Annotated in this window: 21 protein-coding genes; 15 read left to right on the top strand and 6 right to left on the bottom strand. The window is 29.9% G+C overall.

The genetic code is table 11. The features are described 5' to 3' along the window. Both MN086_RS06420 and MN086_RS06415 read right to left on the bottom strand, forming a co-directional pair. Window positions 1–1,932 (bottom strand): AAA family ATPase, encoded by a 1,932-nt coding sequence (locus tag MN086_RS06420; RefSeq protein ID WP_248575190.1) that lies wholly within the window; start codon window positions 1,930–1,932, stop codon window positions 1–3. 124 nt (window positions 1,933–2,056) lie between these two features. Next, window positions 2,057–2,845 carry a hypothetical protein gene (locus MN086_RS06415; RefSeq protein ID WP_248575189.1) on the bottom strand — a complete coding sequence of 263 codons (789 nt, stop codon included), beginning with the start codon at window positions 2,843–2,845 and terminating at the stop codon, window positions 2,057–2,059. On the opposite strand from MN086_RS06415, the gene MN086_RS06410 reads away from it, so the two are divergent. Beyond that, complete coding sequence (locus MN086_RS06410) at window positions 2,844–4,247, top strand: DNA cytosine methyltransferase (protein ID WP_248575188.1); 1,404 nt, start codon at window positions 2,844–2,846, stop codon at window positions 4,245–4,247. The two genes, MN086_RS06415 and MN086_RS06410, sit on opposite strands and share 2 nt — an antisense overlap. Here the strand turns inward: MN086_RS06410 and MN086_RS06405 are convergent. Both MN086_RS06405 and MN086_RS06400 read right to left on the bottom strand, forming a co-directional pair. Further along, complete coding sequence (locus tag MN086_RS06405) at window positions 4,235–5,431, bottom strand: MvaI/BcnI family restriction endonuclease (protein WP_248575187.1); 1,197 nt, start codon at window positions 5,429–5,431, stop codon at window positions 4,235–4,237. The genes MN086_RS06410 and MN086_RS06405 overlap by 13 nt on opposite strands. Beyond that, window positions 5,428–5,952 carry a helix-turn-helix transcriptional regulator gene (locus MN086_RS06400; RefSeq protein ID WP_248575186.1) on the bottom strand — a complete coding sequence of 175 codons (525 nt, stop codon included), beginning with the start codon at window positions 5,950–5,952 and terminating at the stop codon, window positions 5,428–5,430. Before MN086_RS06400 ends, MN086_RS06405 begins: the two co-directional genes overlap by 4 nt. A gap of 321 nt (window positions 5,953–6,273) precedes the next feature. Here MN086_RS06400 and MN086_RS06395 point away from each other — a divergent pair, with 321 nt between their 5' ends. The 6 genes from MN086_RS06395 to MN086_RS06370 all read left to right on the top strand — a co-directional run bounded on the left by MN086_RS06395 (window position 6,274) and on the right by MN086_RS06370 (window position 14,485). After that, a complete protein-coding gene (locus MN086_RS06395) occupies window positions 6,274–7,245 on the top strand; it encodes a hypothetical protein (RefSeq protein ID WP_248575185.1) in 972 nt (323 codons plus the stop codon). Between the two features lie 12 nt (window positions 7,246–7,257). After that, window positions 7,258–7,485: a hypothetical protein gene (locus MN086_RS06390; RefSeq protein ID WP_248575184.1), complete on the top strand. Its 228-nt coding sequence runs from the start codon at window positions 7,258–7,260 to the stop codon at window positions 7,483–7,485. 143 nt (window positions 7,486–7,628) lie between these two features. Beyond that, entirely contained in the window at window positions 7,629–8,579 is a 951-nt protein-coding gene (locus tag MN086_RS06385) for a putative phage abortive infection protein (protein ID WP_248575183.1), read from the top strand. A gap of 236 nt (window positions 8,580–8,815) precedes the next feature. Continuing rightward, window positions 8,816–10,561 (top strand): AAA family ATPase, encoded by a 1,746-nt coding sequence (locus MN086_RS06380; protein ID WP_248575182.1) that lies wholly within the window; start codon window positions 8,816–8,818, stop codon window positions 10,559–10,561. Continuing rightward, window positions 10,562–11,506 (top strand): hypothetical protein, encoded by a 945-nt coding sequence (locus MN086_RS06375; protein WP_248575181.1) that lies wholly within the window; start codon window positions 10,562–10,564, stop codon window positions 11,504–11,506. A 126-nt stretch (window positions 11,507–11,632) separates the two neighbouring features. Continuing rightward, window positions 11,633–14,485 carry a UvrD-helicase domain-containing protein gene (locus tag MN086_RS06370; protein ID WP_248575180.1) on the top strand — a complete coding sequence of 951 codons (2,853 nt, stop codon included), beginning with the start codon at window positions 11,633–11,635 and terminating at the stop codon, window positions 14,483–14,485. Between the two features lie 190 nt (window positions 14,486–14,675). On the opposite strand, the gene MN086_RS06365 is transcribed toward MN086_RS06370, so the two are convergent. Together MN086_RS06365 and MN086_RS06360 are read right to left on the bottom strand one after the other, a co-directional pair. Further along, entirely contained in the window at window positions 14,676–15,227 is a 552-nt protein-coding gene (locus MN086_RS06365; RefSeq protein ID WP_248575179.1) for a hypothetical protein, read from the bottom strand. A gap of 147 nt (window positions 15,228–15,374) precedes the next feature. Continuing rightward, window positions 15,375–16,283 (bottom strand): YafY family protein, encoded by a 909-nt coding sequence (locus MN086_RS06360; protein WP_248575178.1) that lies wholly within the window; start codon window positions 16,281–16,283, stop codon window positions 15,375–15,377. Between the two features lie 238 nt (window positions 16,284–16,521). On the opposite strand from MN086_RS06360, the gene MN086_RS06355 reads away from it, so the two are divergent. The 8 genes from MN086_RS06355 to MN086_RS06320 are packed head-to-tail and all read left to right on the top strand — an operon-like array spanning window position 16,522 to window position 22,804. Then, window positions 16,522–17,568 (top strand): PD-(D/E)XK nuclease family protein, encoded by a 1,047-nt coding sequence (locus MN086_RS06355; RefSeq protein WP_248575177.1) that lies wholly within the window; start codon window positions 16,522–16,524, stop codon window positions 17,566–17,568. 58 nt (window positions 17,569–17,626) lie between these two features. Beyond that, window positions 17,627–19,105 carry a DUF2779 domain-containing protein gene (locus MN086_RS06350; RefSeq protein ID WP_248575176.1) on the top strand — a complete coding sequence of 493 codons (1,479 nt, stop codon included), beginning with the start codon at window positions 17,627–17,629 and terminating at the stop codon, window positions 19,103–19,105. A 26-nt stretch (window positions 19,106–19,131) separates the two neighbouring features. Further along, the gene (locus MN086_RS06345) at window positions 19,132–19,887 is read left to right on the top strand and encodes a hypothetical protein (protein WP_248575175.1); all 756 of its coding nucleotides are present in this window, start codon (window positions 19,132–19,134) and stop codon (window positions 19,885–19,887) included. A 58-nt stretch (window positions 19,888–19,945) separates the two neighbouring features. Beyond that, entirely contained in the window at window positions 19,946–20,485 is a 540-nt protein-coding gene (locus tag MN086_RS06340; protein ID WP_248575174.1) for a hypothetical protein, read from the top strand. A gap of 41 nt (window positions 20,486–20,526) precedes the next feature. Further along, window positions 20,527–20,811, top strand: coding sequence for a hypothetical protein (locus MN086_RS06335; protein ID WP_248575173.1), 285 nt, complete (start codon window positions 20,527–20,529; stop codon window positions 20,809–20,811). 11 nt (window positions 20,812–20,822) lie between these two features. Beyond that, complete coding sequence (locus MN086_RS06330; protein WP_248575172.1) at window positions 20,823–21,026, top strand: hypothetical protein; 204 nt, start codon at window positions 20,823–20,825, stop codon at window positions 21,024–21,026. Between the two features lie 12 nt (window positions 21,027–21,038). Then, on the top strand, window positions 21,039–21,776 hold the full coding sequence (locus MN086_RS06325; protein ID WP_248575171.1) for a hypothetical protein: 738 nt from the start codon (window positions 21,039–21,041) through the stop codon (window positions 21,774–21,776). Window positions 21,777–21,835: 59 nt separating this feature from the next. Further along, complete coding sequence (locus tag MN086_RS06320) at window positions 21,836–22,804, top strand: hypothetical protein (protein WP_248575170.1); 969 nt, start codon at window positions 21,836–21,838, stop codon at window positions 22,802–22,804.

The following is a 22,804-nucleotide window of genomic DNA, read 5'->3' as shown; positions in this document are numbered from 1 at the left end:
TCATTCTCCTATCCAATAAATAAAATCTTTATGTTTGATTGCTACATTTCTTAAATGTACAGCTAGATTACTTTGAGTGTCACGTATATGAATAAATTGTGTATCGACTGCTCGAGTTAAGACAATCATTAACCATTGAGCAGCTTTTTTTTCTGCATAATCTTCTATAGTCTCAAAGTTTGTTAGTACAGGGTTGCTATTAAGGTATTCATTGAATTTCAGCTCATATAGTTCATCAAAACCTACATTAATACTTGACCACCCTTCAAGTCCTCTACATGATTGGTATTGGATTAATCTTAACATTGAATTTGATGTGGGGTACCCTCTACGTACTTTCTCATTTGTTCCATCCCATACTTCTATACCAAGACTTTCGATAATCTGTTTTGCCTTACCTTTAGCATAGGATGGTGGTATACAAACTAAATTGTCTACATAGGTATTACCAGATTTTATTGAGTCTTCTAATACTTGATTAATATGTTCTAAATTATTTTCTAAAGTACCCGTACATATTATGATTTGCCCCCCTACTAAATCATTATTTATTTCCATTGACCATCTTTTTAATCCAATTTCTGATGCAAATTGATTACAGAATTGTGCAAGATTAACTTTTAAACGTAAAGATTTATTTAGTATATAATCATGTGATTTATGTTTTAAAAGCCAGTCGCTTTTAATTTGTGTACGAATCATTTGGGATGTACCATCGGCAATAAAGAATAGTTTAGATCCATAGAAGTAGTATAATAATTCAAATTCATTTGATGGCCAATCTTGAGCTTCATCAATTAATATTACATCCCAATCATATTCACCTGAATTCTCATTCATTATGGTATCGACATCTTTTTGGTCAACTACACCATCTTTTATATATCTAAGTGCTTCATGTTTATATTCATCATATTTTTTCAGAAAGTCTTCTGGTAACTTATCTGGAATTACTCCAAGTGTTTTTAATAGAGAAGCAATAAGTGAATAGACAGTTTGTATATGGACTGCATTTTCTATTCTGTCTGGTATTTTAGAAAGAACCATTAACCTTGCAATATCCGCTGCCAAAGCAGTGTTATAGGTTAGAAAAAGAACACGTTTACCTTCTGAACAGTAATGAACTCCTAGCCGGAGAAGATACATGGTTTTACCAGTTCCCCCATTACCTTGATATACTACTATTTCACCATTTTCAGCAGTCTTTATTTCTTCTTGTGATAATTTTTTTTCTGTTATAGCTTCTATTTTTTTTCTATCTAACGTAGTTGGGATTATTCTTTTGGCAAAAAGAACTTCGAGTGCATTTGTTTCATTAAGCTTTGTTGGTGGAATAGCATCTAGATAATACTTTTCCTCAAACTTTTTAATGGTTTGACCATGTGCATTATTATCAATAATTTTATTGAGAAATATATTTAAATTGAAATTAGAAGGTAAAATATTATTTTTATTTCGAGGGATATCATTTCTTTCTATATTTGTTAACCAAATTAAATTATTAATAAAAGGTGCCTTGAAGTTTTCAGCTTCAATATAGTTTTTAAGTGCGTATTTTTGACTTTCGTTTTGTTTTGTTGCATTACCTTTTTTACCATTTTTATAATATACATGGACTGTGTTTCCTGTAAAAGAAACAAAACGTGAATCATGGTCTTTGATTTCAATAACACAACATAGGGATCTAATATAAATTTTGTCTGTAACTGTGTCATTAAGTGTGGAAACCTTTACGGGTTTAGGAGAAATTATTAGAAGGATTAGATCAATATCGCGAGTCCCTTGACCAAAACAAGTAACACTTGGAAATAACAGTATTTTTGTAGTCTCATTTGCACTATCTTTCCAACTACGTTCAAATAGACTTTTTAAAAATATTGCAGCTCTTCCTTCACTGCTTTCTACATCATTATTGACTATTTTTACTGTCATACAATTCCCTTACAAGTACACATAATAATAACTGTTTAAGTTTAAATTTAGACTAAATATTTATTTTAATAATGTAATTTGTATTAAAATACTTATGTTGTTTATTAGTAAGAGTATTAATGTATTAAGAATTATCAAGTGTGTTTAAATGGTAGTAATTACATTTTCTATATAATGGGCATTTGCTACATAAAGGGTTTTTGCTTTTACAAACTAATGCTGAAAAATCTAATATAGCCCAATTTAAAAAAATAGTTTCTTTATGTTTTTGCCGATAAACTATTTTTTTAGCAAGATTCTGAATGAAAGGATCATATCGGAAATCAACTTTTTCTCCCGGTCTAAAAAACCTTTCTAATACACGGACCATATTTACATCAACAAATGCTTCTTTATGACCATAACACTGTGTTAATATTGTATTTACAATGTATTTTCCCATTATTGGAAGTTTCTCTAGCTGCTTCTTGGACTTTGGTAATCCGTGTAAACGTTCAATCTCCTGAGCTAATGCTTTTATTCTTTTTGATCTTTGGCGCCATAAACCAAAAGGCTTTAAATATTCACCTATTTCTACTTCTGTTGAAGCAGCTAGACTCTCCCAACTATTAAACCTATTCAAAAATACTTGATAATATTTTTTTACTGTTTCTGCTTTTGTTCGTTGAAGAAGAATTTCAGCAATCACAATTTCATAACAAGACCTGTTTGCTTCTCGCCAGGGAAAACTACGTTGATTATGTTGAAACCAATCTAATAATTTTATTTTAAAATAAAAAATTCTTTTTTTATCAACCATCATATTGTAGCTTACAATAATTCTTTTAAAAAATTTGATTAATTGTAAAATAAAAATGTCATTTTGAAATAATTCCTGGACTTTTTTTATTAATATAGCTATAATTCTTTTCATGGAACATAAATATATAGACTTATTTGCTGGTTGTGGTGGTTTAACGCTTGGATTTGAAGCTGCAGGGTTTAAACTTGGTTTTGCGGTTGAAAAGTCCAGTATGGCTGGAGAAACTTTTTACCATAATTTTATTAAAAATATTAAAAATGATTCTGAATGGAAAAATTTTCTGCAAAAACCCATAGAAGAAAAACTTGATGAAGGTTTATTTATTGGAGAAACTTTAGAATTACTTGAAAAGCCTAAATTACTTGAACAAACAAAGCAAAAGCTTCAAGAAATAGATGTCATTATTGGTGGACCTCCTTGCCAAGGATTTTCACTTGCAGGCAAGCGTAATCCAAAAGATCATAGAAATCAGCTTCCTTGGCAATTTTTAGAATATGTTGAAATATTCAAACCTAAAGCAGTACTAATGGAAAATGTCGTTGGTATGAGACAACGCTTTAATAAGCATGATAAAGATGCACCTTTTTCTCAAATCAAAACACTTTTAGAAACAGGTTTTGGAGAAGACAAAGAGTCTACACAATATGTTGTACAAGAACTTCAACTTAATGCCATGCATTATGGTGTTCCACAACATAGACCTAGAGTAATGCTACTTGGTATACGGAAAGATATTGCAGAGAAGAAAAGCCTTTTTGCTACTAAAGATATCTGGAATTCGAAAAACTACTATAGCGGTAAAGAAATATCACCACTTTGTCCAGTACCTACGGTCAAAGAAAAGGAAATACTTTCTGTCAGTGATGCTATTGGCGACTTATTTGAAGAACCATTTAACAATCAAAAATATTTGGATAACCTCAACAAAAAAAGTGGCTTTAAAAAAGTCATTAAAAATGGTACTTCGCCAAATGCTAACCAAGTTTTACGTAAACATACAGAAAAAGTTGAACAACGTTTTAGACTTTACCAATACTTTTCAATGAATGATGTCTCTACAAAAGTATTTAATATGGCTGCCAAATATACCTCTTCACAAGATCCTAGTTTTTTAGAGCAAATACATAAAGAAATTGAGACGTGTTCTTTTCCCGCTATGGCACCGGATAGTACTATTATTGCCACTAACCAAGAAGAACTCGTTAGTAAAATAATTGAGCTAGAAACAAAAAAACACTCACAAAGACCATTAAAACTTGATAAACCTTCCCCAACAGTAGTTAGTGTCCCAGATGATGTCATACATCCTGTTTATCCTAGAACAGTAACAGTACGAGAACAAGCTAGGTTCCAGTCTTTTCCTGACTATTTTGAATTTAGGTCTAAAGAAACAACAGGTGGAGATAAAAGAAAAACCGAAGTTCCTCAATATACACAAGTAGGCAATGCTGTACCTCCACTTATGGCAAAAGCCATAGCGGAACACATAAAGAGTTTACTTCAAGATTTTTGACAATCTGAATCTTTGATGCATAGCTGAACTTGCCTCTTAAAGAGTAATGGAATAAATTCTTTACTAATTCTCCAGAGGAAACCATGGTCACGGGTTTTTCCTGTTTCAGGGCTATGGTGTATAGCAAAGTCCAAGCTTACCTTACCTTCTTCCATCAGGGCTATAAAGTTAATAAACGAGCTATCTTCACAATAAAATGCTGATTCGTATAAAAACTCTTCGTTAGTATCATTTTTCTTTTTACGATTTTGTGATTGTGCCTTTATGAAAACTGTACGTTTATGCTTTTGTGCAAGTGCATCCTGTAAAGCTGAATATTCATAAAAGACAACCTTTTCTCCATTTTTTACGACATAAATTCGTTCTTGTTCATAATCAAACTCTAGCTTCCATCCCTTGGAGTTCTCTTCATTTACCTTAATTGTCATATAAAGTGCATACCGACTCTTTTCACTATCCCAATATCCATAATTTACGACTAAATCTTTTCTTTTATTGGGAAGGTCAGAATAGTTCGGTGTTCTTGAAAATAACGTTTGTAACGTAGAAGTACCTAGCCTTGAACACTTAATTTCCACCCCTTTATGATCCGGTTCTTTGCTAGAGTTTTCTTTTATGTTATTTTCTGTTTCAAATGTATATCCTACACCTGTATCTCCAGCTCTAAGTGTTTTTATCCAACCTCTTCGGTAAAGACCTTTAATCATATCTTGTACTTCAAGTACTGCAGAAGGCAAGGTCTTAGTATCAACATAAAATATTTTTTTTAATACAGTTGCAAAAAGCTCAATATCTCCAACTAATGGTAAGGCATACAATCTTCCTTCCCATACTGTTAACAATAGCATATCAAAAGGTTTAACTTCGTTATGAAGTCTAGAAATCCAAAACCGGGGATCACCTTTTTTTGTTTTTGGTCTATAATAACTGATAGAACGAGTCTGTATTTCACCATTAACTAATAATTCTACTTCTTCTTTGAGACCATTTTTAGCTCCTTGTTCCATTGTAGAATAGTCTATTCCCAGATTTTCTTTTAATAATAACCTTAATGGATGGGAAGCATCAATGATTGACTTATTCAACATAGTAGGTGTCATCCGAATCAAAACAAATTCACCATGTGTTGAGCTATCTAGTATATCAATATATTTTTCTTCATTACTATTAGGAGTAAAGGTCATTTAAATCCTTTATTTTGTTTTTTTAATTCATGAGTAACTTTATAGAGAGTCCTTAATTGAAAGTTATATTTTCCACTTTCTACACGAGATATTGTTGTATTTGAGACTTGAGCTTTTTTAGCTAGCGCTTTTTCTGATAGTCCGAAAGCCTTTCTTCTTTTTTTGATTTCTTTTCCTATTTGTTTTAATAGGTGTTCAATATTAAAGTTTAAAAATTGTAAGTTTGGGTCTTTCGTCAGATCTAAGAATAATGTAGATAAAGTATTTTGCATTTCTGTAGAAGGAAAAATTTTAGTTTTCTTATCATCCATTGGTTTAAAAGATAAACCCATATTTAGACCTACTAGTAATTTTGCATAAGTTATTATTTGTATACCTCCATGCTTTGCACTCTCAATCTTTTGAATATGATCAGCTACAATATCTGAGTTGTATGCAAGTTCATAAAGTGTTAAAGCTTGTTGTTCTCTTGCACTTTTCAGTAAACGACCAAGTTCAGAATTAAAGTTTTCAAATTTCATAAGAAATCCTCCATATATTTATTATATTTTTTAATTCTGCTTTTATTTACGGTAATAATTAAACTATTATGTGGTAAATAAAATATTTTTTAAGATGTATTTAATTGGGGGGGGGTATATGAATAAGTTAGTACTGTCATAAAAGTTGAATCATATTAGCGATTATTATTTATAATAAAGATAAAAATGAGTGTTGTTCTTAGGAGAAGTTAAAATGTCTCACATATGATAAGCTTTTGATAGATTAAAGAGTTTTTTAGGTGACTACTAAGTTAACAAGAATATAATCAAGTTTATCTATACAGTACAGAAAGTTAAATAATGACAAATATAGTAATCGACAATGATCTCACATTTGAGTACGTATCTAACAATTATGAGCATTTAATTGATATATCTGGAGATCTAACAATTAAATTTTATAAAGTTTTTTCAAAACCTAGTGGAATAGCTTTTCTATCTACACTAGTTAACTTAAGAAATAGCACCAAGCCACAGATAAAAATATCATTTAATGATTTTGATGATATTAAATATCTACAAAGAGCAGATTTTTTTAAAAATTTAAATTATAATTTAGAAGAGAGATTTAATAGACACTCTGTATTGAGAAATATGATGGAGTGTAAAAAAGTGCAGAATGACGAAGACCCCGATTTTATAGATGAAAGATTAAAAGCCATACTAAAAGCACATATACAAAATAAAGAAAACTTAATATTAGGTATTTTACTTACAACATATGAAGTAACAGATAATATATTAGAACACTGCAATGGTGGTGAGTTTAAACAAGCTGAAAGAAGTGTAAGTAAACCTGGGTTTGTATGTGCACAATATTATGGTGGGCAAAAAAATAACATAGAGATCGGTATTTCTGATTCTGGTATTGGAATAGTAAATAGTTTAGAGACTGCTTATCCAGAGTTATCTAGGGAGGAAGTGTTAAAAAAGGCATTCGAACAAAATACCTCTAGACATAAGGAAATAATGCCTTCAAGGGGTAATGGCCTAGCTAAATTAAAAGATTTTGTTTTAAGTTCCAATGGTGCTATTACTTGTCGTACCAATGAATATGAAATTTCTTTTAATAGTATTAACCCTGATGGTATAATATCTATAAAAAGTCCAATTATTGGTACGCACTTTAAAATTATAATTGGTTGTAGTAGTGATATTGATACAAGATCAATTTTTAATGCTAGTCATGATGATTATGAAGAAGATGATTTTGATGATTTTTTTGATTTTTCGATGGATGACTTAGATGATAGTATACTTGATGATTTTTAGAAAGATAATATTATGGTAATAATAAATTTAAAAGAATTTGAACCTTTGAATAGTCATCAAGTTGGTATTAAAATTAAAAATTTAATTTTAAAAAATATTTCTGATAATCAAGAAATCATAGTATTGAATTTTAAAGAAGTAGATATTTGTACAGACTCTTTTATTCAGCAACTTACTATTATATTATCTAAAGAAATAACATATAATGTTTATAAAAAAGGATTAAATTTAAGAATTTAAATAATTTTTTATTGGAATTGATTAAAGGTAAACTTTACAAAGCATCAAAAGAATAATTTGGTTAACGTAGTCTAGTTGTGAATGGATTAATAGAAGAAGATGATTTAAATAATAAAAGAAAGGGAAAACAGCAAATTTTTTGAATGACCTTAAATAGTGATTTTATAAAAATTAGTTTTGGAGATGAAATGGAAAATAGCAAAGATAAAGAATACAACATAGGTTCATATTGGAAGGTGTTTTTATTAATATTTATAAGTTGGTTTGTATTTATGGCAGTAATGTTTTGGTCGGCAAATGATTTTGAATTTGATTTTCCTCCATCTACCCCTTTATCTTTCTTAGGTCTTTTCGGTGATAGCTTTAATGTTCTTACTAGTCTTTTTACAGGATTAGCATTTGCAGGAGTTATAATTTCAGTTGAATTACAAAGAAAAGAATTAAAGTCTACAAGAGATGAATTAACTGGACAAAAAGATGCTTTAGAAAAGCAAAAACTTGAGATGGAACAACAAAGTTTTGATAATAGATTTTTTCAAATGTTGAATAGATTTAACAAGATAAGAGAAAAATTTGTCGCAGATGAAAAAATCGTTCCTAATGGAAGTTCACGTAAACAAAACCATATTCTTGATTTTTTTAATGGTTTTTGTACTACTGTTAGTGGATCACAAAATATTGAGACAGTGGCAGCAATGTTTAAAGATAGTTTATTTTTAGATGATGAGAATGAGTTTAAATATTATTTTATTAATTTATATCAAATTCTCAAGTTTATTGATAAATTTTATAATGAGAGAATAGATGAAGCAAAATTTCATACAAATATGATAAGAGCACAATTAACATCTAACGAATCTCAATTATTATTTTTACACATATTTTTTCTTCAAGAATTTGGTGGGAAAAAATATATGGAACTAATTAAAAAATATGCAATGTTAGAACATTTAGATTATGAGAGATTAAAAAATCGTTGTAATGATCCTGTTTATAAAAAGTTAATCGATCATATATTACTAGAATATGAACAAGAAGTATTTGGTAAAAATAAAAAGATACTTGAACATATTAATGTACTCAAAAAGCTTTAGAGAAATAAGTACTTTAAAGAATAATAGAAATCATTCACAAGAATGGTATAGAAAAAACATGAAGAATGTAAAGCTTCACTTGATGCGAACTAAATAAGTATATTGTTAATGAACATGCAAAGATTGCAACACATATACCAATGGATTGGTATTTAGAGAATATTGAAAGCCTGTACGAAAAAATATAGACATAGATACAGAAGAATAATGATAAAAACTATAAAAAGGGGATGACGGTGGAACTTGTTTATTTGTGGGTTAAAGAGTATAAAAACATAAAAGAAGAGGGATTTAATTTTTCTTCACCATATGTTTACACATATTCGGAGTCAACTAAAGAAATTACTCATGAAGATAACCCAGGCAATTACTCTAAATTATTTTCAAAAAACATTAGAATTAGTGCTATTGTTGGAAAAAATGGGAGTGGGAAGAGTAGTATATTTGAAGTTATTGCAAAACTACAAGTAGGAGATATTGACCGATACATTGATAATGGTATTGTATGTATACTTAAAAATGGTGATGAGGAGATTATTTTTAGTAATCTTGAAGTAGAGGACCGTACAGTTCATACTTTAGATACACTCAAAACACACATTTCAACTATTTATAATTCCTCTAGTTTTAGTAATGGTTATTTTGATAATTATATTGAAGAATTTATTGCACCAGTTTTGCAAAGATTTATAAAATCTGGTACAGGCCATGGTGATAGTAATGTGGCAAATGAGAATTTAAAAGTTCAAACATTATTAAATATGGTTTTAAATTCAAATCGTTATTTTGGCAATAATCCATCCTCTTCTGGATATAGACAGCAGGATGCATTTTTCATAAAAGAGATGCGAAATAATTTTAATTTTGCGAAAACTTTTTCGATTTTAGAGTTTTATAAAGACTATAAAACATTTATTCCGTTTAAAATTCAAAATGAGCCAACAGTTACATTGTTAATTGCCTCAAATAGTACAGCAAATAGTATCGGCTGGAATACAACTTTTTTGGAGAAGGCACAGAAGTTTTTTCAGATACCGGAGTTTTATACAAGCGAAGATGGAGAAGAATATATGCAATCGATAAGACCTGAGGAGTATGCAGAGGCACTAGATAATTTTTTAACTACTCTGAAATTATATGTGAATGAGAGTTGTACTGCATCCGAAGAGATTGAGTTAAGTATGGAAGATGCTATCGAATTAATGATAAAGTATAAAGAACTTTATCTCTATAATCGGAATAATCAAGACCAGTTTTTTGAAATTTATTTTAGGAGTTTAAGTAGTGGCGAGGAGAATTTTCTCTTGAACTTCTATTTACTACTGAATGCAGTTTTTTCATTTAGACCGAAGCGTGGAGATGTAAAGAATATTATCATTTTACTTGATGAAATAGAAAATAATTTACATCCAAGATGGCAAAAATCGATTTTTGATTCTGTTTTGCGTTTTTTTATACATGTACATAAAAATATATTAAGTAGATATGGGGCAGATTACAAGTTCCATATAATTTTTGCTTCACACTCTCCCTTCCTGCTCTCAGATATTGCCAAAGAAAATATTCTTTTTTTGGATAAAGATGATGATGGATATTGTAAAGTTGTTGATGGACTCAAAAATATTAATCAAACTTTTGGGGCTGATATTCATACGATTTTAACTGATAGCTTTTTTATGGATGAAGGGTTGTCCGGTGATTTTTCTCAAAGTGCAATTCAGGCAATACTTACCTTTTATGATAAAGTTAAGAAAGAAGAATCAGCAAAAAAACCTAATTATGATGATTTACGTAAGGAATATGGGGCTAATCAAAAGATGTTTGAGTATATATTATTATCAATGGGTGACGATTATATAAAACAAATTTTAGATAATCATATCATAGAAATAGAATTAATTTTATTTGATAAAGATATTGCTAAAGCCAATAAAATAAGTAGATTGAAAAATGAAATAAATCAACTTGAAGAGATGCAGTAAATGGTTCAATTAAAATATACAATATCACAGCTAGAGAAATATTATGATGTTATTTCTCAGACTAAACCTAAAAGTTTTAACGGTAAAACTTTTGAACAATATTATCAAGATAATTGGGAATCTAAAATTAAATATCCGTTAAAAGATGTCATATGTGGAGACATTGAGAAGCTTATTGAAATAAAAAAGTCAGCTGGTTCAAAATATAAAAATAACAGAAAGATAAAGGAATTATTCAACTACGATAAGACTAAGTCCAAAAATATTAAACCACTACTCTCAAAATTACAACCAAAAATTGCTTCATTTTTTGAAAATAATATTGAGATCCATACTTGTTACTTTTGTAATATAGATTTTATCAATGTATTTAATACAAAAAGCAAAAGGAAAAAAAATGGTTTTACTTTGGACCACTTGATAGACAAAGCTACCTATCCTTTATTTGCTTTAAGTATTTATAACTTGATTCCAAGTTGTTATATCTGTAATTCAAAGCTAAAAGGATCCAAAGAGATTTGGACACAAGAAAAAGGTATAGTGAAAGTTTCACCAAGTGCAAAAAATTTTAAATTTGATCAGCAGGTTAAATTTAAGACCTTTATGAAACCTCCTTCTATACAAATCAACGATAAAATTGATTTTGATCTTTTGCTCAAAGAAGATTTTACAGATGATTACACTCAGTATATTGATGTTTTTGAGCTAAATGGAAGATATGAATACTTTAAACCATATATTTTAAACATGATTAAAAAAAGAAGAATATATCCTGATAGCAGAATTAAAGAAATCGCGCTTTTGACACGACAACCAATTGAAAAAGTTAAACAAGATCTTTTTGGAGAGGTTTTATATGAGGATGACAACTCAAAGCATTCACTTGCAAAATTAACAAAGGATATTGCAAATGAATTAAGCCTCTACTCTGGCTTCCAAAAATGAATAATCAGGTTTTCTTTGTATCAATCAAGATAAAGAAAATAAAGATATTATTAAATGTCATACTATATTTACAGGAATTACAGACACAATATCATTCCTAATTTGATAGAAATACAAGGGTAAAATATGAAAAGATTATCTGTTAATATCTCTCTAATTGGAAAACTTTTACGTCTTGGAAAATATAGTACGATATCCTTTGAAGAGAATGTACTTCATCTGCATGGAATCAATGAATCTTCCACCAGTATAACACTTGATAAAATTGAAACATTTAACATAGATGTTGGAATAATATGGAGTAAATTTGAAGTGGTGTTAATTGATGGGCCCATTTATACTGCCGATGGTTTCTCTAAGACACAGGCCAAAAACTTTTATTCTAATTTTAGTGAAGTATTTGCAGAACAGTATTATACATTTCAATATAGTAAAGCCAAAAAAGTACTATCATCCATGCCCTCTAGTGAAGAGTACTTTCAAACAAGAGCATTTAATAGTTTGGTTTCTCTAGCAAAAAAAGAAATGGGAAAATTTAAATTTTTACCTGTAAAGGAGAATCCTCAATATACAAAAACATTTTTAAATATTTTAAGTCTTCTGAAAGAGGACACCTCTCTTCAGAAAAAATACAATGATGCCTTTATAAAATTAGAATTGGAAAAGTATAAAAACTTTTTTGACACAGTAGAAAAGAATCCATTAACTCAAAAACAACGTGAAGCAGTTGTCGTCAACGAGAAGTCTAATTTAGTGATTGCCGGAGCAGGTTCAGGTAAAACAAGCGTTATGGTTGGAAGAGTCGGTTATGTATTACAGAAGTATGGTTTACTACCAAGTGAGATACTTGTAGTGGCTTTTGGTAATACTGCTGCTAAAGAGCTTAGTGATCGTATAGAAGAACGATTAAACCTAAAGGGTATAGATGTCTCTACTTTTCATTCTTTTGGTCAGAATGTTATTGCTGTAGTTGAAGGCAAAAAACCTAGTCTTGCCCCTTGGGTAGAAGACGCAAACCAAAAAGCTAAAATTGTAGAGGAAATATTACAAGAATTATCTGAGAGAGATAGTAAGTTCAAAAAGATACTTTTAGATTTTTTTGCATATCCTTTTGCTCAATATAAAAGTGAATTTAATTTTAAAACAAAGATTGAATATCTTCAATATATGCAAGAAAATAAGATTGTAGCTCTAAGAGGAGATCCTGTAAAAAGCTATGAAGAGTGTGAGATTGCAAACTTCTTATTTCTTAATGGAATTAATTATGAATATGAACCATTCTATAAGCATGAGACTGCGACAGTAGAACATAGACAATATCAGCCTGACTTTTACTTACCAGATTACGATATCTATTTAGAGCATTTCGGTATAGATAAAAATGGGAACACCGCTCCTTTTGTTCCTCAAGAGCCATATCATAAAGGTATGAAATGGAAAAGAGAAATACATAAACAATATGAGACAAAACTTCTTGAAACATATAGTTACTATCAACAAGAGGGTCGTTTGCTACATAAGTTAGAGGATATGCTTCTGGAAGAGGGTGTTGAAATGTCTTCTAGAAGTATTATTGATGCACTAAAATTTCTTAATGAAAATACTTTGGTCAGTGAATTTTCAAAAACAATTGCTACTTTTATAGGGCACTATAAATCCAATGATCATACTATGCCAAAAATTCGTTCAAGGGCTGGTAGCAGTGAGCGTTTAAATGCCTTCCTTGATTTATTTGAACCTATTCTTGGTGCATACGAAACAAAGAAGAATTCTTTAGGTGTTATAGACTTTGATGATATGATAAGTAAGGCAATACATTACATTGAAGATGGTAGATACAAATCTAACTATAAATGTATATTGGTTGATGAGTATCAAGATATATCTACGGCCAGAGCAAGATTGATTAAAGCTTTATACAAACAAGTAGACGATTCTGTACTTACTGTTGTTGGTGATGATTGGCAATCTATTTATCGCTTTGCAGGAAGTGAGATCTCTCTCTTTCATTATTTTGAAAAAGAATTCGGCTTTTCTAAAAAAGTAAAATTGGATTATACTTTTAGATACAATGATAAGATATCCAGTGTATCTCAAAAGTTTATTGAAGCAAACCCCAATCAAATCAAAAAAGAAATTAAAACACTTACACAAGTAGAGAGCCCTACAGTCCATGTATGGTGGGGAGATGATAAAGATCTAATGAGGGTAAAACAGATACTTTCAGATATTCAGACCAGAAAACAGGGAGTACCATTTTCTGTATTTTTATTAGGACGAAATAGATATTCATTTCCAGAGAATTATAAAAGTCTTTCCTCATCATACCCAACTTTGGATATTACTACTTTAACAGTACATAGATCAAAAGGATTAGAAGCTGACATCACAATTATTCCAGGTGTCTGTTCAGGTAGACTTGGGTTCCCTTCTTCGATCCAAGGTGATCCAATTCTAGATCTTGCTCTTGCAGAAGAAGAAGATTTTGACTATGCAGAGGAACGAAGACTATTTTACGTAGCCATAACCAGAGCAAAAGAAGAAGTACACATCTTAGCTTCAGATACTAACGTGTCTTCGTTTGCTAGAGAACTGGAAGAAGATCAATATAATGTTATGCATCATTATAAAGACAATATTAAACCCCAAAGATGTCCAAAGTGTAATGTAGGTACATTGGTTATTAGAACAGGACAGAATGGTAAATTTTGGGGATGCTCTAACTATGGTAATTTAAAGTGTGATTACTCAGCACCAATCTATTTTTGTAAAGAGGATTCATGTTCTGGCATTATGCAGTTTGATAAAAATAAAAAAATGTATTTATGTTCAGAGAAGAACTCTAATCACACAGAGAAAGCATGTCCATCATGTGATGGTATGTTACTAATGAGATTTAATAAGCGTCAAAATAATCGACCTTTTTATGGATGTTCCAATTTCTCTAAGATGGGGTGCAGTTATACGGAGGCTGTGTAATATTGTATGAAATGAATCAGGTTCTAAAGTATGTAAAGAACCTAAAAATATAATAAATAATAGGTGATAATAAGTGAATTACAGTGACCTCACTGTCCGCCACTTTAATCCCCTAAATAGAGTTACTATGAACAATCTAATGTAAGATTTAGTAGTAAAAAACTTTCTTAGAATGTTAAGAATTTTTGTATTATTTTTTACTTCCTTTTAACACTAATAAAACAAATAGCATGAAATTTATTAGGATAGGGTAAAGAATAAAATTTATAGTATTCCCCCATTTCATAGGTAAATTATAACCACCGATACCTATTAAACATGTGAATACGGCTGTACCAAGTACAATATTACGTGCTTTGCTATCACCTCGTAAAGCCCCTGGTATAAATGCTATAAACATTAAAATCCAAGGTAAAGATGCAATTAAAGCCTGTTTAAGCTCTCTGGAGAGATTTATCGAATGGTTTATAGAGTTTGAAATGGGATTATTTATAGTTTCCAAGCCAGAGTAAATATGATCTATGATAATTTTTGAAGAATTATTGTCTTGTTTTAATGAACTAAGTTTTTCAAGTAAAACCACAGTTCTTTCATATTTAGATAATTGACTGGTTGCAGTCTGCAATTCATATAAGGTAAATGCTAGAAAAATTAGAGAAAGAAAACCAAGCAGTATAATTATCCTCTTCCAACTAAAATCTGTAATAAATTTTTCCATAACATCAACTAACGGTTGAAACATAATATTCTCCTCATCCAAAAAGATTGCTTAGTATATCAAAATAATAAGTATATTAATTTGTAGGTTGGCAGACTCTGCCAAAATGGTGAGGGACTAAATTATCTAATTAGGTATAATTATTATGAAATATGTTAGATTATAAAATTTCTAATTGTTCGCTAAATAGCCTTGCAATATCCTTTCAAACTCTTCTTGTAATTTCATTGGTTCTATGACTTTAATTTGTGGTAACCATTTTTTTAAAATAGTAAAGATTTCCTTTTTATTAGTGATACTCACTGTTAGTTCTGCTGTACCATCAGAATTTTTTTTGAGAAACTGTCCTTTGATAGGCTTTCTTTCGAAATATACGATAGCATCACTATCAAGCAAGAGCGTAACATCAAAAGGTTCAGTTTTAGGATCAAACCAGATATCAAGTGCCTTATCCATTCTATCTAAAACTTTATCATCATATTCAAAGGTCTTTTCCAATATTTTCAAATCAATAATCTCTTTAAGATAGAACTTTATATAATGGTCTTTGTACTGTGTAAGTAGATACCAAAAGCCATCAAAAATGATAATCTTGTATGGTTTAACATTTTCATAGGTTTTAATTTCATCTGGTTTGTACCATCGTTTATATTTAAATGTCACCATTTTTTGTGTTGAAATCGCATATTCTAGATCTTCTATTAGGTCAAGTTTATCTGAGATATTCTCTACATCTATTCGGGTATAAAAAGGTGATTCGATATAACGCTGAAGTTTATGAAGCGCAGCTTGGGCTTTAGTATAAAATTCTCCACCTATATCAGATGAAAGACTATCAAGCATTTTTATAGCAGTATCTGCACTTTTTGAGGTAGTGTGTTGCATTGAAAGTGTAAAGCGCTTTCCATCACTAGCACGAATAACACCATAGTTTCCTTCCTGTAATTTTTCAAAGTCCCTTTGTACAGTTTTGGTAGCGATGGACCATTCCTTTGCAAGATCTGTAATGGATAGTGTCTCTCCATTGCTCAAACGTTCGAGGATAATGTTGTGTCTTTGATGCTGAAGAAGCTTTTCCATAGATTCCCTTTATACAATTATTTTACAATAGTATTGGTTAATGTGGACAATAATAGTCTTAGTGTAATAAAATGTGTGTTAGAGGGGGATATATACAAGAATCCACGAATATGTGTATAACCGAGTCACTAACAAGTAACGAGTCCAAGATATATACTTGGACGACTGATGATGAGCTTAGTTCTGGCATAGTTAGAATTCGATTTTGTTATAAATTTTAATATAAAAGGAATATAGAATGTCGCAAGGAATGTCACAAAACATTTTTGATTATGCTACATCAGAATTGAGCCAAGATGCATTTATAAGTTTACTGATCGGTTGGTTTGATAATGAAGAAGAGGAATTACATGAATTATCCAAAGACTTTATTAGTGAATTGTATACAAAATACCAGATAAATATGATTGGCAATCATAATGCAAAAGATTTGGAAATAAAGTCAGTAAAATTAAGACAACAATATCACAAAATAGATGTATATTTTGAAGTTGAGACTGATGAGGAGACAATACCATTTATTATAGAGGATAAAACATGGACAGAACCTCATTCTGATCAACTGTTAAGATATACAAAAAAAGTTTCAAAGGATAATGCTGTAAAAGTATTCTTTAAAACGGGACATATAACAGAAAAAGATAGGAATGAAACAAAAAAAGCAAGTTACATTATTTTAGACACATTATGGTTATATGATTTTTTGAAAAATTACCATAATATTAATAATTTAATTTTAAAAGATTATATAGATTATATAGAAAGAAACTTTTACAATAAACTTTACAAAAATAATAGTAAAAAGGAATTAGAAGACTGGGAATATACTGATGCAAAAGAAGGATATGTACAGTATGCAATTTTAGAAAAAATTAAACATCTAACTCTTGGACATAATGAACCAATACCAGAATATATTAGATTTACAAGGAATGGAAAAAGGTGGGATACATGGTGGACTTGTCACCTTGCTAATGACTTCAGTATATTCGTTAAAATGAAACAGTTAAAAGAAGGGCATTGTCTTAGATTAATGGAATATTCCAAGAAAGATTTTACATTAGAGAGTAAAACAGATAGTTTAAATAAAAATATAGAAATCACAAATAATATTTTGAAATCTATTGAGAACAGTAATATTAGAGTAAATAAAAAACCAAGATATAAAGCTAGAGAATCTGAAATAGCTATTATGAATTTAAGTGATCCTAATAGTCTTGAGGATGCAGTAAAAGAGTTCTCTGTTTTTTTGAAAAAGTTTATTGACAACTCAAGTAAAATATAGACATTTATTGTCCATATATAATAATACACTTCCTTATACAAAAAAACAGGAGTTTCAAATGACCATATCTAAATCTCAATACATAAGAGGCTTACAATGTCAAAAATCTCTCTGGCTCTATAAAAATAGACCAGAACTTAGAGATATACCAGATGAAGCACAAGAGTCACTTTTTAATACAGGTTACAGCGTAGGTGAATTAGCAAAAGAACTCTTTCCTAAAGGTGTTGAAATAGAGTTCGATACCAGTAATTTCAATGGCATGGTAAGTAAAACCAAAAAGCTTATAGCCAATGGTACTGAGGTAATCTATGAGGCAACATTTAGCGAGAATGGTATCTTTGCTATGGCAGATATACTTGTGAAAAATGGTAATGCTTGGGATATCTATGAAGTGAAGGCTTCTACTGAAGTAAAAGATGTTCATATTGATGATGCAGCTATACAATGGTATGCATTAAGTAATACAATAAATTTGAATCGTGCTTTCATCGTTCATATTAATAACCAATATGTGCGAAAGGGAGAACTTGATGTCACAGAACTATTTTCAATAGAAGATATGACAGAACAAGTAAAAGAGAAACAAAATATGATAAAAGAAACTCTGAATCGTATGGAAGATGTAATAAAAGGTGAAATGCCTAATATTGACATCGGTGGACATTGTGATAACCCATATAGTTGTGATTTTAAAGGACATTGCTGGAAACATATACCAACACCATCAGTTTTTAATCTTTATTGGATGAATGGAGCAAAGAAATTTGAGATGTATAATCAAGGACTGTTGACTTATACTGACATACCAGATGATTTTAAACTTAATAATACACAAAGATTACAAGTTGAAACAGCAAAAACAAAAGAACCTTATATAGATAAAAATATCATCAATAACTTTTTAAAGACAATCGAGTATCCTATAAACTTTTTTGACTTTGAAACATTCCAAAATGCTATTCCAAGATTTGACAATCAACGTCCCTATATGCAAATACCGTTTCAATATTCTCTGCATATACTCCATGAGGATGGAACGATGGAACATAAAGAGTTCTTAGGTGATGAAAACAGTGATCCTCGAGACACATTGATAGAACAGATGTTAAATGATGTTACATCCACAGGAAGTATCGTTGCATATAATCAAGCTTTCGAAATGAGTAGAATCAAAGAGCTAGCAAAGTTCAATGAAAATAGAGAGAAAGAACTTTTGGCACTGAATGAAAGGTTTGTTGACCTTATAGTACCTTTTAGAGAAAAAGGGTATTACCATCCTGATTTTAATGGAAGCTTCTCCATTAAATCCGTATTACCTGCTATGTTCCCAAATGATGATGAACTTAATTATAAAAAGTTGAATATACAAAATGGTGGAATGGCAATGGACACTTTTGCTAACCTTCATTTACTAAAAGATAAAACAAAGACAGATCAGATAAAAACAGATTTACTTGCTTATTGCCATTTAGATACTTTAGCAATGGTCCGTATTTGGGAAAAACTACATCAGATTACACAAGATGCATCTTGAAAAAGTTTATATAAAAAAGAGACTTGATGAAGAATAAATTAGATGAAATTTTACTTTTTTTAAAAGAAAATAAAAATTACAACAAAGCATTACAAACTGAATATGCCTTAGGCACTATTGGCTCTAGAGAGGATTCTTTTGATAAATTAGTAGCACTACTTTATGACACGATAAATACTCAAAGTCAGCCTAATATTGACAACGTTTCTGAGTTTTTTAGAGAAGTCTATTCAAATAAAAATCAGTTGAATACCTTTAATGGATTTTTTAAGTTTATTGTAGGAAAACCAATAGACAAATATTCCCAAACCGATATTTATAATCAGCTTTTTGAAAGTCTAAAAGCAAAAGAAGGCTGGGGACCCAAAACATCATCCTTATTCATAAAGAATATATACAATTATCATCATTCTTTTGATAAGCCTGAATTGAAATTTTGGAATGATACTCCAAAGATGGAAGATGGTGATAAATTGTATTTACCAGTTGATACTGTGATAATGGAAATATTCAATAACTTTCTTGCTAATCATAAAGCGAAATGGAATTTTAAGAATATCAATAAAATTCTCCATGGCAATTTTATTAATGAGGATGTCATTTTATTTGATGATCTATGGTTTTGGGGATTTATTACTCAAAAGGGTTCAAGTAAAAGAGACTTTGTAATAAATATGGACAAATATTGGACGATCAAAGAAGCAGACAAAGATGTGATGGTACTAAAAAACATTGAAGAACAGGCAGGAAAGTTCTTAACACTATTAAATAGATACAAGTGATAAATAGATGGTGAAACCAATAAAAATTCTGGACATAATCTCTGGTAAACTTCAGCCTATGTCTAAAGAAGAAGTAGTTAAAAGCATAGGATATTACTCTACGAAAAAAGGATTGAAAACTTTAGAGACATTTTTAATGCATGAAGATATATATGCATGGGTTGAAAGTGGTTATCGTGATTCTAAATATACTGCTGTAGAGTTTTTATCAAAACTTTGTGAGGTATTAGATATAGACGCTGCAAGATGGTCTAATGAACTTGATAAAGATAGAATATTTGTACAAGAAGCAGAAAAGTTTAGATCAACACATATCTCTATGAACACAACTAATCCATATACTTTTCCACCAGGAGTATCATTTGATATGGATGCTTTTGAAGGTGTAAGAATATTAGAACGCCCGTATATTGTGGAATTGGTTGGTAGAACAGATAAAGAAATATTCATTCTAATATCAAAGATAATCAAAGAACATTATGCGGATTCTGATGGAAGAATATTCCCATGGGGTGATATAGTAAGTTATGTTTACCATCATAGTGATGAAAAATCTTATCTATTTGATATCGATGGTAATCAAATAGAAAATATATAAGTTATAGAGTAGAACAATATTCGGATACAAAGGTAAAAATTATGTTAGAGAAGAAAATAGTAATTAATTCAAAATTCTTAAAAGTTTTTAGCGAAGATGAACTTAAAGATATTATGGATAATGCAACTTCAATCAGTGCTGATTGTATTGTTATAGCAACAGAAAACAATTACTTTGAACTTAGTGCTGATGTAAATGATGAATTAGATATTCATTGCGATGAACATAATAATTTGTCAGCTAGAAAATTATCCAAAGATGAGTTTATGACGTTGTATAAAAGTAGTCCTTTGATGAGCACAGTAAAACTTAGTCTAAATGAATAAAAGGTACTAAAATGGAACAACAATTCAAAGATTATGGTAAAGGTGAATACCTAGGTTCTGGTGCAGATATGGCTCATCACACGTATGCTGCTTATAAAGTAGAGGGTGAGATACATATAGTATATGAGAGTGGACATGTTGTGACTAAAAACATTCAAGCTATAAAAGATAATATGGATATTCATTTCTGGACACCATTTGTAGAGTGGGTTTAAAAGGATTATCAATTGCATAATGAAATGATAAAAATTAAATTCCTTACAATAGGGGAAATAGCTTCATCAATATCTTTTTTTAATCTGGAACATACATATAACATACATGCTGAAAAAGATATCCTAAAAATAGCTGATACTAACTTTTTTGAAAATGTTGATTTTATTTTTCTAGTAGCAGATATACAAGATGAATTTGTTTCAAAACATATATTGGAAACAATAAGTTTTCTGATGAACTATGAAGTTCCTTTTATAACTATTCTACCTAGTATAAAGCCTAGTTCAAAAAATATAACTAGAGTTTTAAATCAAATCACTCAAGCTGCAAGTATTATTATCGTTGATGATCAAGAGAATAAAGATTTAGATCAATTCATTAAGTCATTATTCACAATGGTTCAAATAGAAAAAATAGATGAATACAGAATACTAGAGGATTCTTTTTCTTCTACAATAATGCTGAATTCTATCTTTAAAGCAAAATGTATATTTTATCTCTTTTCTAATATCACTGACACATATCTTGAAATGCCTAAGAGAAAGAGACTTAGGTTTTGGAAGTTGTTAGAGAAAGCAAATACAGTATGGATAGACTTTCCATCTCTAAAAAAGAATGAAGTTTTTAATGAAAAGGTTTTTACTTTCTTTTACGAAAATATTGATGAAGATGCAGACCTTTTTACTACCTATGATGAAACAAAAGATGATCTTAGTGTGAATGTACTTGTATGTAATAAATCAGTATGATTGAAGATTTTTAAATTAACGAGATAGAATAATACCAATATTAGGGGAGAGGGAAAACTATGATAACACTATTAATTTCGAGAAAGTTGAATGATGATGCTGAGATACTTGAAAAACATATAAAAGAAATTGAGTTATTCTTAAAGGAACATGTAAAAAATGATACTTTACAAATGGGAAACCTTTTAACAAATAAATTTAGAAACCGTATATCAAAAATTGGATATGAAGTTTTCTCTAACACACAACATCCAAAAAGAAGACTTTCTGATAGCAATAAAGATATGATCAACAAATCGGATAAAGTGCTTATTATCAATTATAATAGAAGTAAGAACATGTCTGAACTTGAAAGATATGCGAAAGAGCAGGGAGTTGAGGTCTTTATCTTAAATTTAAGTGGAATCATTGATAACGCTTTTGAAAAGATGATCGAAGGAATTGAGAAGACTGTATCACAAAATACTCGTCCACAACTTTATTATGAAGGATCTTCAATAGCAGAGATTAACTCTGTTTATCAGTTTGTTAAATTTTTTGATATGTCATTTGAAAAGTGTGAAGTGTATTTAGAGTTCCCTTGTGATTCTGGCCGTGTTGATGCAGTTGTTCTTGTAGAAAACAGTTTAATACTTATTGAAGCAAAAAGTAATATTGACCCTAAAAAATTTAAAGTCTTAAATGCTCAGGCATCACGTTTTGAAAAAGATAGAGTTAACTATGAAGATATGAATAAAGAAAGCTGGTTGCATAAATATTACGGCGATCCAAGTTTATTGGGATATTTAGAAAAATTCCAACTATTTATTCGTGAAAAATGGAGTATAGAGAAAGATTTGGAGATCTATGGAGTATTATTAGCAGATACTGAGAAGCCGTTGCAATTGAAACGATGGGGTGATCAAAGCTATTATGATGAGATAAAATTAGAAACAATAAAACCGTACACACATAAGACGAAATCAAATAGTGTGTATGATAGTTGGTGGCATCTGATGGCCTATAATCATATATGTACTATGAATTAG

The sequence above is a fragment of the Sulfurovum sp. XGS-02 genome, from assembly GCF_023213175.1.
In the GTDB taxonomy this organism is placed as follows: Bacteria; Campylobacterota; Campylobacteria; order Campylobacterales; family Sulfurovaceae; genus Sulfurovum.
The sequence above is the reverse complement of the archived record's forward strand: the minus strand, read 5'-3'. Positions and strand labels throughout refer to the sequence as shown.